Origin of the sequence: Pseudomonas graminis (assembly GCF_001705435.1) — a bacterium.
GTDB lineage: Bacteria > Pseudomonadota > Gammaproteobacteria > Pseudomonadales > Pseudomonadaceae > Aquipseudomonas > Aquipseudomonas graminis_B.
This window is the reverse complement of the sequence record NZ_MDEN01000039.1, coordinates 1-16,397: the sequence shown is the minus strand read 5'-3', so window position 1 is coordinate 16,397 and position 16,397 is coordinate 1. Positions and strand designations below refer to the sequence as shown.

Annotated in this window: 11 protein-coding genes and 1 pseudogene; 6 read left to right on the top strand and 6 right to left on the bottom strand. The window is 58.0% G+C overall.

All coding sequences use genetic code 11. The features are described from left to right. Positions 1-781, top strand: a 781-nt coding sequence (locus BBI10_RS27495; RefSeq protein WP_167355756.1) for a hypothetical protein, incomplete at its 5' end; no start/stop codon positions are given. Between the two features lie 705 nt (positions 782-1,486). Here BBI10_RS27495 and BBI10_RS00360 read toward each other — a convergent pair. Both BBI10_RS00360 and BBI10_RS00355 read right to left on the bottom strand, forming a co-directional pair. Then, positions 1,487-2,413, bottom strand: a complete 927-nt coding sequence (locus BBI10_RS00360; protein WP_065986040.1) for an HNH endonuclease — start codon at positions 2,411-2,413, stop codon at positions 1,487-1,489. A 1-nt stretch (position 2,414) separates the two neighbouring features. Further along, on the bottom strand, positions 2,415-3,305 hold the full coding sequence (locus BBI10_RS00355; protein WP_167355755.1) for an AAA family ATPase: 891 nt from the start codon (positions 3,303-3,305) through the stop codon (positions 2,415-2,417). 673 nt (positions 3,306-3,978) lie between these two features. Here BBI10_RS00355 and BBI10_RS00350 point away from each other — a divergent pair. Beyond that, the gene (locus tag BBI10_RS00350; protein WP_244160276.1) at positions 3,979-4,878 is read left to right on the top strand and encodes an abortive infection family protein; all 900 of its coding nucleotides are present in this window, start codon (positions 3,979-3,981) and stop codon (positions 4,876-4,878) included. Positions 4,879-6,128: 1,250 nt separating this feature from the next. Here the strand turns inward: BBI10_RS00350 and BBI10_RS00340 are convergent. Further along, positions 6,129-6,728: pseudogene (locus BBI10_RS00340) on the bottom strand (ATP-binding cassette domain-containing protein); the annotation flags it as partial. Positions 6,729-7,151: 423 nt separating this feature from the next. Between BBI10_RS00340 and BBI10_RS00335 the strand changes: the two are divergent. Beyond that, positions 7,152-8,021, top strand: coding sequence for an isocitrate lyase/PEP mutase family protein (locus BBI10_RS00335; protein ID WP_065986037.1), 870 nt, complete (start codon positions 7,152-7,154; stop codon positions 8,019-8,021). Between the two features lie 105 nt (positions 8,022-8,126). On the opposite strand, the gene BBI10_RS00330 is transcribed toward BBI10_RS00335, so the two are convergent. Continuing rightward, complete coding sequence (locus tag BBI10_RS00330) at positions 8,127-9,155, bottom strand: alpha/beta hydrolase (protein ID WP_065986036.1); 1,029 nt, start codon at positions 9,153-9,155, stop codon at positions 8,127-8,129. 221 nt (positions 9,156-9,376) lie between these two features. Here BBI10_RS00330 and BBI10_RS00325 point away from each other — a divergent pair, with 221 nt between their 5' ends. Further along, a complete protein-coding gene (locus tag BBI10_RS00325; protein WP_244160275.1) occupies positions 9,377-10,315 on the top strand; it encodes an AraC family transcriptional regulator in 939 nt (312 codons plus the stop codon). A gap of 21 nt (positions 10,316-10,336) precedes the next feature. Here the strand turns inward: BBI10_RS00325 and BBI10_RS00320 are convergent, their stop codons facing one another. Beyond that, positions 10,337-10,792, bottom strand: coding sequence for a (R)-mandelonitrile lyase (locus BBI10_RS00320; RefSeq protein WP_141695069.1), 456 nt, complete (start codon positions 10,790-10,792; stop codon positions 10,337-10,339). 94 nt (positions 10,793-10,886) lie between these two features. Between BBI10_RS00320 and BBI10_RS00315 the strand changes: the two genes are divergently transcribed. Then, a complete protein-coding gene (locus BBI10_RS00315; protein WP_065986035.1) occupies positions 10,887-11,786 on the top strand; it encodes a LysR family transcriptional regulator in 900 nt (299 codons plus the stop codon). Between the two features lie 24 nt (positions 11,787-11,810). Here BBI10_RS00315 and BBI10_RS00310 read toward each other — a convergent pair whose 3' ends face one another. Further along, a complete protein-coding gene (locus BBI10_RS00310) occupies positions 11,811-14,180 on the bottom strand; it encodes a DNA polymerase II (protein ID WP_065986034.1) in 2,370 nt (789 codons plus the stop codon). A gap of 132 nt (positions 14,181-14,312) precedes the next feature. Here BBI10_RS00310 and BBI10_RS00305 point away from each other — a divergent pair, with 132 nt between their 5' ends. After that, positions 14,313-15,548, top strand: a complete 1,236-nt coding sequence (locus tag BBI10_RS00305; RefSeq protein WP_065986033.1) for a M20/M25/M40 family metallo-hydrolase — start codon at positions 14,313-14,315, stop codon at positions 15,546-15,548. The last annotated feature ends 849 nt before the right edge of the window (positions 15,549-16,397 follow it).

The following is a 16,397-nucleotide window of genomic DNA, read 5'->3' as shown; positions in this document are numbered from 1 at the left end:
TGGTGTCCACGTATTTTTAAGTGGAGAACATCGCCCTTATTGCGGGGATCGGGTAGGTGACTTCGCCGGACGCTTACGTTTCACCGGCTTGAACGGAAACGTTGAGATTTTCCTTAAATCCGCAGACAAGGTCATCCAGGCGAAGCCTACTAATGAGCTTTTCTGCGCTGAAAGGGCTTGGGATCACCAGGCAGAGTCGGGTTTCATGAAAAAGGTCGAAGACGACTTCCAAGCTCTTGCTAATCGGATTCTTGGTAATGACCAAGCGTCATTCCAAAAGGCAGACTTAACAGTCATTAATGAGTTCTATTGCCTGTGGAACATTCGCGCGGGTCACAAGCAGGACAGGGTAAAGGATCAATCCATTTACGTGGAGAATTTGCTCGGACTGTCACGTGTGTATACCAAGGATGAGCAAGAGCAGTTGGAGAAAGCAGGCATCGGCACAATTCGAGGAGACTTCACGGTGGCGGGCAGATTCTTGGCTAGTCCGAGCATCAGGCTGGATGTAGCCAGAGCTGCGAAGGATATGGGGGACTCAAACTGGAATATCCTGTGTGCCATGGAGGGAGAGTTCATCGTGCCGGACAACGCTAAGCGCATGCCAATGTTGCCTCTCAGTCCGACAACATGTCTGTGGTATAGGCCAACTAAGCCTGTTGCACCCGTTGAACAGCTGTCCATTGGGGAGGTGGCGTGGATCAACCAAGCTGCCATTGAAGCCAGCACAGACTATTACTTTGCCCGCGATCTCTCACTTTGCCCCTGTGGTGCAGGATGAAGAAGCGAGGCGGCTTGTGATATTGGCCAAGAAAATCCAAAGCGCTGAGGACAAGATGCTTACTCACACTTAAGACGCACGAGTGGGAAAGATCGTGAAGCTCAATGTCCATTGACGCCCAAACACGAGCGCGCGAGTGCCAGCGCACTTCAGATCCTCTCCCAATAAGGGGTTGTACTCCTCGTTCGAGGGCACCTGTTTGAGCGTCGACAGCGCACGCAGCTTAGGTGAGCATGAGGTTTATCACTGGCAAAAGGAGCGCCACACATGGACTGCAATCAACCCATGATCGCATGGTCATCCGCTTGGGCATTGGTAGGAGGTCTTGCCGTATGCACTGGGTGTATGCGGGGCCAATCCATCTCGCTCAGTGAGGACGTATTGCCCCATGAGCCAAGCTGCAAAGCTAAGGGTCAAGTGGCGCGGATGCCCTGGGCTGAGCTGCATCAGATCCTGGACTTCCAGCGCGGTTGACGGCTGGGGCAAGACGGACTGAGCGCACGCCGAAGCACTGGCCAGTCTACCTAGACCAAATCATGCCAACAGCCTGGGTATGCCTATAAAGGGCTGGGATGCGCGAGATTTAGCTCAGTTCACCAACGTACTCTTCTCGCCACAGCGTGCGCACGGAGGGCATCCTCCTTAGCAATCGTCCCACACGCTTGAGAAGGTGCTTGAAACCCTCACTGCCCCCACCGCAAGGTCTCAGAGCTCCCAGCCAGCATCGTACAGATCTCGCTTTATTGCACCCAGCCATTCGTTTTTGTAGTTAGCTCGAGAAAAATTTATGGCTACTTCAGGAGTAAGAGCCCAGTTGGAGTTTAAAAATATAGTACGGTTGATTTCATCCAGCCTTTCCGGGCTGTAACTAAGCAGAGCTTCTATGAAACGACTCACTTCCGGCTCGGAGACGGCCAGGCGTTCTTGAGCAAGAAACGTTGCAATTGACCGTTGAAGCTTACCGTGAAGTCGGTGATGGCTTGCAAGTTTTCGGATACTGACCTGCGGCGCTTGAGTGGTGAGCGCCAACTCGCGATGTTGGATGTAAGATGCTATGTCAAAATCGTAGCAGATGACCTCATCATCCTCATACGGATGTAGATGCTCGTTTTTATAGAAGTCTTTTTGCCCTTTAAGAGAGCTATTGCAAGGATGGCAGCTCGGTATCAGGTTGTAGAGCGACAAGGCAAGATAGGGATACTTGTGTTTGGGGTAAAAGTGATCAAGGGTAGGTCGCAAGGCGCCACTTTTGCTGTCTCGGTATATGGTTACGGCTAAGCTCTGCTGGCAGTAAGGGCACAAGCGGTAGTCAGCAGTCATGCACAAGCTGTAAGCGTTCCAGTTCTTGGTACTTTTTGCGGCGAATCGGCCATAGTCGAAAATTCTAGTGCATTCCTCTTGAAAGGCGATGCGCTCGGCTTTTGCTACCGTTTTTAGCTTCTGTTCAGTAAGGCTGATAATTTTCCTCAATGCGTCTGGGCGAGCGATAGCCAAGCAACCGCCGTGCGCTGTCAGCAGCTCACCGATCAGCGCATTCCTAGGTGGCAGGGCGTTGTTGATTTTGCCCTCGACGAAAAGTTTATGCTTCTGCATAACAGCATTTGACCAGATATCTGAAATATTAATTTGCATATCAAACCTCTGGCTTCCGAAGTTTTTGCTCAAAAACCGCTTTTCTGACCTGCCTGCGGATCACAGGGTCTCCAATCATGTCAATCCGCTCGGGTGACACCTCCATCCCTTCCGATATCTCTGCCACAACGCTTTTGATCGCTTGGGCCGCGAACGCACCCATGGTACCGGTCTGGCCTACTTGACGAACCACTGCGTCTAACGGGGCTCCAAACGACTCGCTAGGAGATAAAGAAGGAGAGTCTTCCATCAAATCCTCTAACCAAGTTTTGCCATCGAGGATAGAAATGCATTCACGGGGAAAGTCCGACATGAGCACCGGCGAGTGAGTTGCGAGTACGACTTGAACACTCCTGAACTTTTTCTTCAATAGTGCTGATGTCTTATCCAAGTAGCTTACGTATTTCTGCTGCCATCCTAAATGCAGGAAGGCGTCCCCCTCATCAATCAATAGCAACAAGCTTTCATATGGGTGTTCTTTCAGAAGTTTTGTGCATGCTATTTCAATACTTGAAAATTGGTGTATTAATGCTGCTGCTCCAGAGCTGATTTCGCTCAAGCTCAATTGGCCAAGTTTTCCGAGTTGCAAAGCTTTAATTAATTCACTTTGCTCGTCATTGACATGATATAAAGAGCGCATTATGTTCGGGTCATTCAAGACATTCGCGAGCTTATGAAGCTTGATCAGGGTCTCGTCAAAATTTTTCTTGGGGACTGTAGGGCTTTTAGAGGTAGGGCGACTGAATGAAAAGCCTAAAGCCGCAAGGATTTGATTTTGACCACTGCTTGAATGCGAGCGACCCAGTTGAACATACGAAAACGCCCTGATTTTCAGTGGGAAATCAGGGCCTATTTGACGTCGTAAGGCCGTGGCGAAATCACTGGTTAACAAGCTCCGATCTTCCTTTAGAGATTCCTCTAGCCGCCAATCTCGGGTTCCGTCAACACCCACTCTCCGCCGGTTGAGTTCTTCGTACCGATCCTTGAACGGAATTATCCATTCGTTGGTGATGTCTCTGTATTTCCTAAATACTTGAGCCATCACTTGATTAATAGCTGATTCTGATAATAGGACAGGCCTAAGAGGTGAATCTTTTATCATGCTGCGACATGGATAATCGCAGTTCTGGAGCGAGCAGCACGGAGATCCGCCGAGCGACATTCACCCCCTCAAAGACACGGCCGAGGCTAGGAGTTCTCCTTAAAGGCTCAAACCGTTTTGAATTTTGAGGCTCGAACAGGGTTGAGCTTTCCGGGAATAACCGGGTAGAGGTACTTATCGACCCTTGTCGACCACTTGGTCAACCGCACAAATAGCTCGCGGCCGTAAAAGACCCATATCGGCATTTGATACGCACGCTATAACGATATCTGGCCGGAGCCGCGCATCGCCCCGAAGCCACGCAGGGATAAACTCCTACCCTCGCTTGCACTTAAGACGGAGAGCAAGGATTCTGTATCCTCCTGCCCCGCGGCAATGCGCTAAGAGGCTCGCGAAGAGGACGCCTATACAGTTATGCTCGAGCTCTCTCATACCAGCTCGAACGATAAGAAGTAAAGCCTCCATGACAACAAGAAAAGAAGCACTCTCTCGCTTGGCCAGACTAGTGGTGGCTACCCGCAGCGAGATCCGGGCAGGGCTCCAAAACGTCGAAAAAGATTTGCGCGAAAGCGTGCATGGCTTAGACATTTGGGTAACTGGGGCACGGATTTCCTTAGGACAAATTGACGAGGATGCCTGGGAGTACGGCATGTTAAATTTTGATGGAAATAACCTGCGTATTCTACTATCAGATACCTTGGAGGACGCCCGAGCCCTCGGAACACCACAGGAGGGGATGATGACAGTTCGCTACATCAGTGACTTTAAGGATGATGCAAAACTGATTAAACTTGCCGCACCGGAATCAATCGACTCGCTCTGGTTAGCGCTGGAGCAGAAAATTAGAGAAAAGCTCGGCGAAGCAAAAAGCGCTGCAAGACTTCTATCGGAATTTTCGGAGGAGCAGAGCGAAAGTATTCATACAGACCTCGCCGGCTTGATGGAAGGTGACTATTTCGAAAAACAATGGGCTGATGCAAGATTAGCCATTGATGTAGACGCAAGCGACTCTCTCACGCGAACAACGCAATTTCTTGAGTCGGTTTGCCGGCACTATCTCAGTGAGAGGAAGATTCCATTTGGAAGCAGGAAAACAATATCAGAGTTCATCAACGCAGTAGTAGACGACTTCCCTCCCCTCCAGATGCCTGACGGGACTGACCATTCCAAGGACATCAAATCCCTGCTCGGGGGCGTGAAATCGATTGCTCAAGGAACCGGTGCTCTTAGAACTCATCTAGGCACCGCCCACGGCGGAAATAAGTCCGCCGACGCAGACGTCGCTCGACTCTCAAACAATTTGGCCGGAGCCGTTGCGATCTATATTCTGCAGAAACTCAAAGTGCACCTGACCCCCTGTTAGAGATGTTGCCCTGCGGCCAGTAGCTACCTCGTCATCAAAGTTGTGAAGATGTCTGCCGACACGAAAACTGCGGGCATTTTCTGATAATTTGGGCCCGAGCCTTAAAACCAGTTCTTCAAGGACATGAATCGTGACACCACCGAACATTGACTACATAGCGACTCAGAGAACATTAGAGCTCGCCGAAGAACTCCTGGCTACTTGTTCAGAGGATCTCAGCCACCAAGAATTCGAGCTAGAAACCGCAGACAAAGAACTTCGGACTGCAGAAGCCCTTGTTTCGCTTGTAAAGCGAAATGACTCAAGGAGCAAAGTTCTTAAAGACTGCGGTGAATATGGCAGCTTATATAGTGCGCAGATAGACGGGGTTGATTTGGAGCAGTGCCAACAATTTGTGCACACACTTCGATACAGGGCTACAGCCTTTCAGCAAAGAGTCGATCAGTGCAACCAAGCTATCAGCCTGTTGAGGAATGACATTTCAGATCTTAGAGCGGTGTTGGAAACGCCGTTTTACGACAGATATAAATATTTAGCTGTCATAGGCAGTGGCCCGGGCGCTGCGTTCTTTATCTATCGTCCAGTCAAATGGCTGGAGAAGTGGATGAGCCCACCGGTTTGCAACAAACTAAGGTCTTGGTAGCAGTTAACGGATATTCGACGTAACACTTGGACTTTAGCAGGTGCCATGTGCCCTCAAAGCACAATCCCCCGACCTACCGTGCTGGGTGGCCTACCGATGAGGATCATGGGTCCAAGTAGGTAATGGTGGTATGGGTAGATTCAGGCCGGTTAGCCCTCTGTAACTAGGTTCTGACAACCGATGACCCGCCAGTCAATGAGCCGCTGCATGGGCGGCCAGCCGCCGATTACCCTTATCCTCAGCAACTGTTTTAAAGTTCATGCTTGGCGACCGTTGATCTATAGCCGATCTAAATCTGAGGCCACAGGCTAAATGGGGAGGAAACGGGACACTCGATGGCCCGAGCTTTGAGCTGACCGTCCGTCAGAGCGCTGATCAGGATAAGGGCAAGGTTGCACACGAGCGGAGTTACCCATGGGGGGCGTCGGCAAGCAGTCCCCGGTAGGGATGTTGGATTGGCCTCGCGAGGAGTCCTCGTGTCTCAAGCCTCTGACTAGAGCCTTTGGGCGTGGACATTGCACGCTCAGGGTAAGCAATTGAGCGCGGCATGCTAGGCTAAGAAATAGGCGTGATAAGATTTCTGGGGATTTGGTGCAATCAGTAAAAGGCTGATGTAAATGATCGCTAGGCCCTGGTCACGCAGCTGCTTGATCAGCGCGAACAGGCGGTCGGTCTCCCGGGACGACAGCGGCGTGGTCGGCTCGTCCATCACCAGGATTTTCGCGTTGGCGTGCAGCGCCCGGGCAATCTCCACCAGTTGCCGCTCGGCAATGGACAGCACGCTGACCTTGGTGGAGGGTTTGAAATCGGCGCCCAGTCGCACTAGGACGTCGACGCAACCGGCCTCCATCGCTTTGCGATCGATGCTCCAGCCACGGCGCAATTCGCGGCCCAGGTAAATGTTCTCGGCGACGCTGAGGTTGGGGCAGAGACTCAGCTCCTGATAGATCACGGCGATGCCACGCGCTTTGGCAGACAACGGGTCGAATGCGCTCAGGGCCTGGCCGTCGATGCGGATCTCGCCACCGGCGTCGGCCTGGTAAGCGCCGGACAGGATCTTCATCAGCGTCGACTTGCCCGCGCCGTTCTCGCCCATCAGGGCATGAACTTCACCGGCGTAGACCTTGAGGGCGACATTTTTCAGCACACGCAGGCCGTTGAAGGTCTTGGAAATGGCGGTCATTTCCAGCACGGGCTGAGGAGACATAGCGGGGACGGCGCTCATGGCCGGGCGGCCGATGAAGCAGCAATGACGAGCGCGGACAGCACACGCGGCAATCGAGCAGACGAGCTGATCATGTGAATCTCCGAGGTTTCTTGTTTTTATGCCTGGGCCACCTCTTTGCGGGTGACACTCGGGAATTGCTTTGAAATATTTCGGAACAGCTGAATCCTAGAACAGCTGAATCGATTCACGCAAGCGCTTGCTTTGTTATTTGGAGTTGAGGTCGTGTGGTGTGAGGTCTGGCACCTTCCCGGCTGAAGCAGCTCCTACTGAGTGCGGTGGAGGTCAGTCACCTCGGGGTGCAATGGCAATTCAATGCACGTCGCTCATCGAGGTGAGACGTTTCAGCCTGAATTTGCGGTAGCATTGCTGGCATTTCGATGACGGCCTGAATCAGGAAGCCTTATGTCCAGAATTTCCCACTCCGCTTTGCGTCGCAAATTCCGTGAGCAGCTGGCTTCGCAGCACTGCGTCGAGACGGCTTCAGTGTTCGATCCCATGTCGGCGCGCATTGCGGCGGATCTGGGGTTTGAGGTCGGTATTCTGGGCGGATCGGTGGCGTCGCTGCAGGTGTTGGCAGCGCCGGATTTTGCACTGATTACCCTGAGCGAGTTCGTCGAGCAGGCCACCCGGATCGGTCGTGTCGCGCAACTGCCGTTCATTGCCGACGCCGACCACGGCTACGGCAACGCCCTGAACGTCATGCGCACCGTGGAAGAACTGGAGCGCGCCGGTGTGGCGGCGCTGACCATCGAAGACACCTTGCTGCCCGCGCAATTCGGCCGTAAATCCACCGACCTGGTCTCGATCGAAGAAGGCATCGGCAAGGTCAAGGCCGCCCTTGAAGCCCGGGTCGACCCGGAACTGACGATCGTCGCCCGGACCAACGCCGGGGTCTTGCCGGTCCAGGACATCATCGAACGCACCCTGGCCTACGAAAAGGCCGGTGCCGACGGCATCTGCATTGTTGGCATCAAGGACTTCGAGCACCTGGAGCAGATTTCGGAAAAGCTCACCGTCCCGCTGATGCTGGTGACCTACGGCAATCCCGAGCTGAATGACCGGCAGCGCCTGGCTGATCTGGGGGTGCGGGTGGTGGTCGCCGGTCACGCGGCGTACTTTGCCGCGATCAAGGCCACCTACGACAGCCTCCGTGCCCAGCGTCAGGTCACCCACAGCACCTCGAACCACAGCGCCACCGAACTGACCCACACCTACACCTTCCCGGAAAATTACGTGGCCTGGGCCAAGGATTTCATGGATGTGAAGGAATGAGGCTGTGGCGTGACGCCAATGTGCGTCACGCCACGTAAACCCCTGATCTACCCCTTCGATCCGTCGACACCGCGCCGGATCAAGCGGCTTGAAACAGCCTGGGGGTTACTTCAGGTGGGTCTGAAAGAACGCCGTCAGCCTGTCGAAAGGGATCAGATTCACCCGGTCATACAGGTCCACGTGCCCGGCACCCGGAATGATCACCAGCTCTTTGGGCTGACCGGCCAGGCGATACGCCTCCTCGCTGAACTCACGGGAATGGGCATTCTCGCCAGCGATGAACAGCATCGGCCGCGGTGAAATCGTCTCGATGTCAGCGAAAGGATAGAAGTTCATGAACTTCACGTTGCTGCTCAGCGTGGGGTGCGTGGTCAATTCAGGCGACTGGCCCTTGGGGGTGAACTCGCCCCGTGGGGTCCGGTAGAAGTCGTAAAACTCACGTTCAATCGGGTTGGACTGCTCGGTGAGTGTGTCCACGGTGCCGCTGGTGTACTGGGTTTTGCCGCCGGCGAATTCGACGTCGCGTTGTGCAGCGGCGGCCGCGATGGCTTCTTTGCGTTGCTCGACACTGACCGAATGATGCAGGCCGTTGCGATTGACGCCGCCCATGTCATACATGCTCACCGTGGCGACGGCCTTCATGCGCGGATCGATCTTCGCGGCGCTGATGGCGAAACTGCCGCTGCCGCAGATGCCCAGCACGCCGATGCGGTCGCGGTCGACGAAACCCTGGCTGCCGAGGTAATCAACGGCGGCACTGAAGTCTTCGGCGTAGATCTCAGGGGACACCAGATTACGCGGCCGGCCTTCACTTTCGCCCCAGAAGGACAGATCGATCGCCAGCGTAATGAACCCCTGCTCGGCGAGTTTCTGCGCGTACAGGTTCGAGCTCTGTTCTTTCACGGCGCCCATGGGGTGACCGACGATGATCGCCGGGTACTTGCGGCCGCTGATCATGTCCTTGGGCACGAACAGGTTGCCCACTGTCTTCATCTGGTATTGATTGTTGAACGTCACCTTCTGCCGGGTGACCTGTTCACTGGTGTAGAAATTGTCAGCTCCGCTGGACATATCGGCTCCCATTGTTGCGAATGAGCTGGCCAGCAAGGCCAGCCCCATCATCAGCTGTTTCATGAATGTCTCCGGCGCCGGGGCGCGGCGCGAATGAAGTGTGCGATGCACATATTCATGGGGCAGCCCGGGCAGGCAGTAGAGCGATCCGGTGGCTTTCTTGCCCGATCCGATCAATCCGCAGGGGTGAGGCTGGACGGCTGTTTTACCGGGCCCGTACAGTTCCGGCTCGGCAGGACAGCAAAACCACGGCAACGCCGCGGCAAAACCAGGTGGGGGAAAACATGGGCGACACCGCGATTTCAATGCAGGCAACAGGCAGCGACACCCGAGCCCAGTTGCAATCGCTGACGCGCATCATCGGCAGCCTGACGCCGGCCTCCGGTGATTTCGCCACCGTCATCACCGGCCTCGGCCTGTTTCGCCGCGAAGCACCCTCGCCGCCGGTCACCTGCATCCTGGCCCCGAGCATCGTGCTGGTGGTTCAGGGCGCCAAGGAAATGGTCATCGGCAGCGATGTCTATCCCTACGACACGACGCGCTTTCTGATCACCTCGCTGGACGTACCGGCCAACTCCGCCGTGACCCTCGCCAGCGCGGACGTGCCCTGTCTGGGACTGGTCTTCAAGCTGGACCTGCGCACCTTGACCGAGCTGATCGCCCAAGGGGATATCCCGGCACCGAAGGAGCGCACTGTGCGCAAAAGCGCGGGCATTGCCAGCCTGACCGCAGCGCTGCTCGATCCCCTCGCCCGACTGGTCAATCTGTTGCAGGAGCCCGACGCCATTCCGGTGCTCTGGCCCCTGTTGCAGCGCGAGATTCACTTCCGGCTGCTCCAGGGCGATCAGGCGCCGCTGCTGCGACATATCGCTTCCGTCGACAGCCAGGGCCACCGCATTGCCAGGGCCATCGACTGGCTGAAGCTCAATTACACGACGTCCTTGCGCGTCGAAGAGCTGGCCGCGCGGGTGCAGATGAGCGCGCCGAACTTCCACCTGCACTTTCGCAACCTCACGTCCATGAGCCCGCTGCAGTACCAGAAATGGCTGCGCCTGAACGAGGCGCGACGGCTGATGCTCAACGAACACCAGGACGCCGCCAGCGCCGCGTTCAAGGTCGGTTACGAAAGCCCGTCGCAGTTCAGTCGCGAGTACGGTCGGCTGTTTGGCGCACCGCCGAAAAAGGACATCGCGCGGATGCGCAGCCAGGCTGCGGCGGGGTGAAGACCAACCCTCGCCAGCCCCTTAGTCTTTTTTCACCGGCCCGGCCAGGTAGGTCTGCTCGGTCACCGGCTCCAGCCAGTCAACCGGCTTACCGTCCAGCGCTTCGTTGACCGCGACGTGTTGCATGGCGGTGGTGTCGGTCGCGCCGTGCCAGTGACGACGGCCGCAATTGCACCAGATCAGGTCCCCCGGACGGATTTCGGTTTTCGGCCCGCCTTCGCACTGGGTCCAGCCGACGCCGTCGGTGACCAGCAGGATCTGCCCCAGCGGGTGGGTGTGCCAGTTAGTGCGCGCGCCGGGCTGGAAATTGACGATAGCCAGGCCGACCCGCGCCGGTGCCGGGGCGTTGAAAATCCGGTCGATTCTTACGTCGCCGGTGAACCAGTCTGCCGGCCCCTTGATGGCCTTGGCCGAGCCGGCACGGTGGATTTGCATGTCTTCATTAGCGGTATCAGTGGCGCTCACGGTGGCATTCATAATGATCTCCAGAAAATGTGCAGGCAGCGTAACAAGGGCTTATTCCCGACAGTATCCGTAGAATGCTTTGATCAAAATGAAGGAATGCTTCGCAATGGCGGACTACAAACTCGATGACCTGGCGGTGTTCCTTGCGGTCGGCCGCGAAGGGAATTTCACCCGTGCCGCCGCCGCGCTGGGCATCTCACCCTCCGCCGTCGGCCAGACCATACGCCTGCTTGAGGAGCGTCTCGGCGTTCGCCTGCTCACCCGCACCACACGGAGTGTGACCCGCACCGAGGCCGGCGAGCAGTTGTTCAAGGGCCTGGCGCCACTGCTTGACGGCATCGAGGAACAGGTCAACGCCGCCATCGAGCACAGCGCCCGACCTTCCGGCACGGTGCGCATCACGGCGGACGAGTTCGCCGCGCGTTACGTGCTCTGGCCGCGACTCAGACCGTTGCTCGATCAATACCCTGACATGACCATCGAGCTGGTCACCGACTACGGCCTGACCGACATCGTCGCCCAGCGCATCGACGCCGGCGTGCGCCTGGGTGACACCCTCGCAGCGGACATGATCGCCGCGCCGATTGCCCCGCCGTTGCGGCTGATGACCGTGGCGTCCCCCGATTACCTGGCGCGGCATTCCACGCCCCGGGTGCCGGAAGACCTGCCCGGCCATCGCTGCATCAACCTGCGATTGCCGACCCATGGCGCGCTGTATCAATGGGAGTACGCCAAAAACGGCCGCGAGACCCGCGTGCGCGTCGACGGCCCGTTGATCATGAACAGTGTGTTTCAGATTCTGCAGGGGTGCCTGGATGGCGTCGGTCTGGCGCAGCTCCCCGAGGGGCTGGTGGCCGCGCATATCGAGCAGGGCGAACTGGTGGAAGTGCTGGCCGATTGGTGCGAGCCGTTCGAGGGCTATCACCTGTACTACCCCAGCCGGCGCCAGCACACGGCAGCGTTTCGCGTGGTGCTGGAGGCGCTGCGGATCAAGCCGCTGGTTTGAGAAGACGGGTCAGAAAAAAAGGGTTCAGAAGTCGAAGCTGAACTGATCCTGGGAGCTGAGATCGATCGTCCGCGAGATCACGAACGGCAGGATCGCGTCGGCGATCGGCTGCAGCTGTTTGCTGATGTAGTGGTCGTAATCGATGGCCGCCGTCCGCACTTCCAACGGCTCGGGGCCGGCGACCGTGATCACGTAGCTGATCCAGCCGCCATTCTGGTACTGCAACGGCCGACCCTGCTGGCGGTTGTACTCATCGGCCAGCCGCGCGGCGCGCACATGGGGCGGCACGTTGCGTTCGTAATCGTCGAGGGCCCGGCGCAGGCGCTTGCGGTAGATCAACTGGCCGTCGAGTTCCCCGGCCAGGGTTCGGCCCACGTACTCCCGAATGTATTCCTGAAATGGCTGACGCTGGAAAATCCGCAGATACAGTTCCTGCTGAAAGGTCCGGGCCAGCGGCGACCAGTCGGTGCGCACCACCTCCAGGCCCTTGTAGACCATTTCGTCTTCGCCATTGGCGCGGGTCACCAAACCCGCATAACGCTTCTTGCTGCCCTCCTCCGCACCGCGAATCGTCGGCATGAGGAAGCGCTTGAAGTGGGTTTCGAATTGCAGCTCGAGCGCACTCTCCAGCCCGTATCCCTCTTTCACATGAGCACGCCACCAGTCGTTGACCTGCTGGACCAGCGCGGTGCCGATCTGCGCGGCATCGTCCTGCGCGTGGGCTTTTTTCAGCCAGACAAACGTCGAGTCGGTGTCGCCGTAAATCACTTCATAACCCTGGGCTTCGATCAGTAGCCGGGTCTGGTGCATGATCTCGTGCCCGCGCAGGGTGATCGACGAAGCCAGCCGCGTGTCGAAAAAGCGGCAGCCGCTGGAACCCAGCACGCCATAGAAGGCGTTCATGATGATTTTCAGCGCCTGGGACAGCGGCGCATTACGCTCGCGTTTGGCGACTTCGCGCCCTTCGGCCACCCGCGAGACGATGGCTGGCAGACAGTGCCGCGTCCGGGAAAAACGCGCGCCACGAAAGCCTTCCACCGACGCACTGTCGTCGGGGTGCTTGAGGCCCTCGATCAAGCCCACGGGGTCAATCAGAAAGGTGCGGATGATCGACGGATACAGGCTTTTGTAATCAAGGACCAACACCGATTCGTACAGCCCGGGGCGGGAGTCCATGACAAAACCGCCGGGGCTGGCTTCCGGCATGCGCTCGCCGAGGTTCGGCGCGACGAAGCCCTGGCGGTGCATCAGCGGGATGTACAAATGCTCGAACGCGGCCACCGAACCGCCGCTTCGGTCCACCGGCAGGCCGGTCACCGTGGCGCGTTCGAGAAGGAACGTCAGCAGCTCGGTCTTGGCAAAAATCTGCGTGACCAGCTCGCAGTCCTTGAGGTTGTAACGCGCCAGCGCGGGCTTGTCCTCGGCGAACATACGGTTGATCTCGTCCATGCGCTGATACGGATTGTCGATGGCCTTGCCTTCGCCGAGCAGCGTTTGCGACACGTTTTCCAGACTGAACGACGGAAAGCTCCAGGTCGCCGAGCGCAGCGCCTCGATGCCGTCGATGATCAAACGCCCGGCCGCCGCCGCGAAAAAGTGATTGTTGCGCGCGCCGTGTTCGCGCCAGGTCATCACCTCCCCGCCGCGACCCAGGCGCAGCGGCACGTTCAAGCGCCGCGAGTGCTCGTGCAGCACGCGCAGATCGAACTGCACCACGTTCCAGCCGATGATCCCGTCCGGGTCATGGCGGGCCATCCATTCGTTGAGTTTCTCCAGCAGCGCGACGCGGGTGTCGCAGTACTCCAGCTTGAAATTCACCTGGGCGTCATCGCCGTTGGCCGGGCCGAGCATGTACACCTGACGCTCGCCGCAGCCATGCAGGCCGATGCAATACAGCTCGCCGCGCTCGGTGGTCTCGATGTCCAGGGACACCAGTTTCAGGGTCGGTCGGTAACCGGGATCAGGCCTGAGTTGCGCGTCCAGCAACAGGCCATTGACGTCGGCCCGACCGCTGAATTGCACCGGCGCGGTGATGAAACGCTCCATCAGGTAACGCTCGGGCGGGCGGATATCGGCTTCGTAGACGTCGACGCTGGCTTTGCGCAGGTCACCTTCCAGGTTCATCAACTGGCGATGCTGCCGGGTATACAGCCCGAGCACCGGGCGGTGGCGGAAATCACACAGCGCCAGCGGCTTGAGCTCGACATGCCGCTCGTTGCGCAACACGGCTTCAGCGCGCTCGCGGTGCTGCTCCGGAATGAACGCGACGGAGGTCTGGTACGGCAGGCGCACCTTGCGCGGGCCCTCATCGGTGGCCAGCCAGAATTCCACCTCGGTGCCGGCGTCCGTGTCGCGCCAATGCCGGGTCAGGACGAAGCCCTGCTGTAAATCCACCGCTGTAACCTCGTCACTGTTTATTTCAGAGGAGGATTCTACGGTGAATGATGCAGGAAAGCGCGGCGGCTGCCGGAACGATGTGGTTCCATGGACATCACAACAACTCGACCATCATCTGAGGGATCCAGCATGCACGTTCGACGTACCGCCCTGAGCGCTTCCATCCTCGCCGCCCTTTTTGCCTGCAGCGCCTACGCCGCCGATGTCTCCCCCGAGCAGTTATTGAAGAAGGCCGAAGCCGAGCAAAAACCCTATCTGGCCACGGTCAAGCAACTGGTCAACATCGACACCGGGACGGGTCAGGCGGCGGGCCTGAAAATGGTCAGCGCGGTGCTGGTCGAACGACTAAAGGCTTTAGGCGCGACAGTCGAAACCACGCCGGCGACACCCTCGGCAGGCGATAACATCGTCGGCACCCTCAAGGGCACGGGCAGCAAGTCCTTTCTGCTGATGATCCATTACGACACCGTGTTCGGCCCGGGCACTGCGGCCAAGCGACCTTTCCGCGTCGACGGCGAGCATGCGTACGGCCCCGGTGTAGCCGATGCCAAAGGGGGCGTGGCAATGGTGCTGCACACGCTGAAGCTGCTGGAAGACGAGAAATTCAAGGACTTCGGCACGATCACCGTGCTGTTCAACCCTGACGAAGAAACGGGTTCCGCGGGCTCGAAAACTCTCATCGCCGAACTCGCCCGCAAGCACGACTACGTGTTCTCGTTCGAGCCACCGGACAAGGACGCCGTGACGGTCGCGACCAACGGCATCAACGGTGTGTTCGTCGACGTCAAAGGCAAGTCTTCCCACGCCGGCTCCGCCCCGGAAGCCGGGCGCAACGCCGCCATGGAACTGGCCCACCAACTGGTGCAGCTCAAGGACCTGGGCGACCCGGCCAAGGGCACCACAGTCAACTGGACGCTGATCAAAGGCGGCGAGAAGCGCAACATCATCCCCTCCAGCGCTGCGGCCGAAGGCGACATGCGCTACTCCGACCTGAGCGAATCCGACCGCGTGCTGGCCGACGGACAACGCATCGTGCAAGGCAAAATGATCGACGGCACCGACGTCACCTTCCGCCTCGACAAAGGCCGCCCGCCGCTGGCGAAAAACCCCGCCACCGACGACCTCGCCAAAACCGCGCAAGCGATCTACGCCAAAACCGGCCGCACCCTCGAACCCATCGCCATGCGCTTCGGCACCGACGCCGGCTACGCCTACGTCCCCGACAGCCAAAAACCTGCCGTCCTCGAAACCATGGGCGTCGTCGGCGCCGGCCTCCACGCCGACGACGAATACATCGACCTCACCAGCATCGCCCCGAGGCTCTACCTCACCGCAGCGATGATCATGGAATTGGCCGGGAAATAAAGCGGGGCTGACGCTCCTTAGGGCTTACTGAAAGGCCAGTTCCGGTGGGACGCGGAGCGTCAGAGGCGGCATTACCACGCGGAGCGTGGGAACGATCAGGCATAGCACCGCAAGATTGATGGTGCCCAAACCGGCCCCTTCCCGGCTAAAGCCGGTCCCACTAACAGCAGCGCGTGCAGCCTGTGGGATTGGCTCGGACTGTAGGACCGGCTTCAGCCGGGAAGCTTTTGATCTTGATCTGCTTTTGATCTTCATGCGCAAAAAGCCCAGTCACCACCACGCGGAGCGTGGGAACGATCAGGCATAGAACCGCAAGATTGATGGCGCCCAAACCGGCCCCTTCCCGGCTAAAGCTGGTCCCACTAACAGCAGCGCGTGCAGCCTGTGGGATTGGCTCGGACTGTAGGACCGGCTTCAGCCGGGAAGCTTTTGATCTTGATCTGCTTTTGATCTTCATGCGCCAAAAGCCTAGTCACCACCCCGCGGGGCGTGGGAACGATCAGGCATAGAACCGCAAGATTGATGGTGCCCAAACCGGCCCCTTCCCGGCTAAAGCCGGTCCCACTAACAGCAGCGCGTGCAGCCTGTGGGATTGGCTCGGGCTGTAGGACCGGCTTCAGCCGGGAAGCTTTTGATCTTGATCTGCTTTTGATCTTGATCTGCTTTTGATCTTCATACGCAAAAAGCCCAGTCACCGCCAATCGCGACTTGGGTGCAGGCCGAACGCAGACGACGCGCAGTGGGTCGAGCCGCATGGATGCGGCGAGAGCGCCGTCAGGACATGGATGTCCGTTCGGCGCGGGCTCACGGAGCGTCGTCGAAGTGAGGGTATCCCGACGAAGTCGGGCC

What these genes read in the sequence shown, in the direction of transcription:
- BBI10_RS00360 (WP_065986040.1), bottom strand. Translation starts at nt 2,413, where the DNA reads ATGCAAATTAATATTTCAGATATCTGGTCAAATGCTGTTATGCAGAAG.
- BBI10_RS00350 (WP_244160276.1), top strand. Translation starts at nt 3,979, where the DNA reads ATGACAACAAGAAAAGAAGCACTCTCTCGCTTGGCCAGACTAGTGGTG.
- BBI10_RS00335 (WP_065986037.1), top strand. Translation starts at nt 7,152, where the DNA reads ATGTCCAGAATTTCCCACTCCGCTTTGCGTCGCAAATTCCGTGAGCAG.
- BBI10_RS00330 (WP_065986036.1), bottom strand. Translation starts at nt 9,155, where the DNA reads ATGAAACAGCTGATGATGGGGCTGGCCTTGCTGGCCAGCTCATTCGCA.
- BBI10_RS00325 (WP_244160275.1), top strand. Translation starts at nt 9,377, where the DNA reads ATGGGCGACACCGCGATTTCAATGCAGGCAACAGGCAGCGACACCCGA.
- BBI10_RS00320 (WP_141695069.1), bottom strand. Translation starts at nt 10,792, where the DNA reads ATGAATGCCACCGTGAGCGCCACTGATACCGCTAATGAAGACATGCAA.
- BBI10_RS00315 (WP_065986035.1), top strand. Translation starts at nt 10,887, where the DNA reads ATGGCGGACTACAAACTCGATGACCTGGCGGTGTTCCTTGCGGTCGGC.
- BBI10_RS00305 (WP_065986033.1), top strand. Translation starts at nt 14,313, where the DNA reads ATGCACGTTCGACGTACCGCCCTGAGCGCTTCCATCCTCGCCGCCCTT.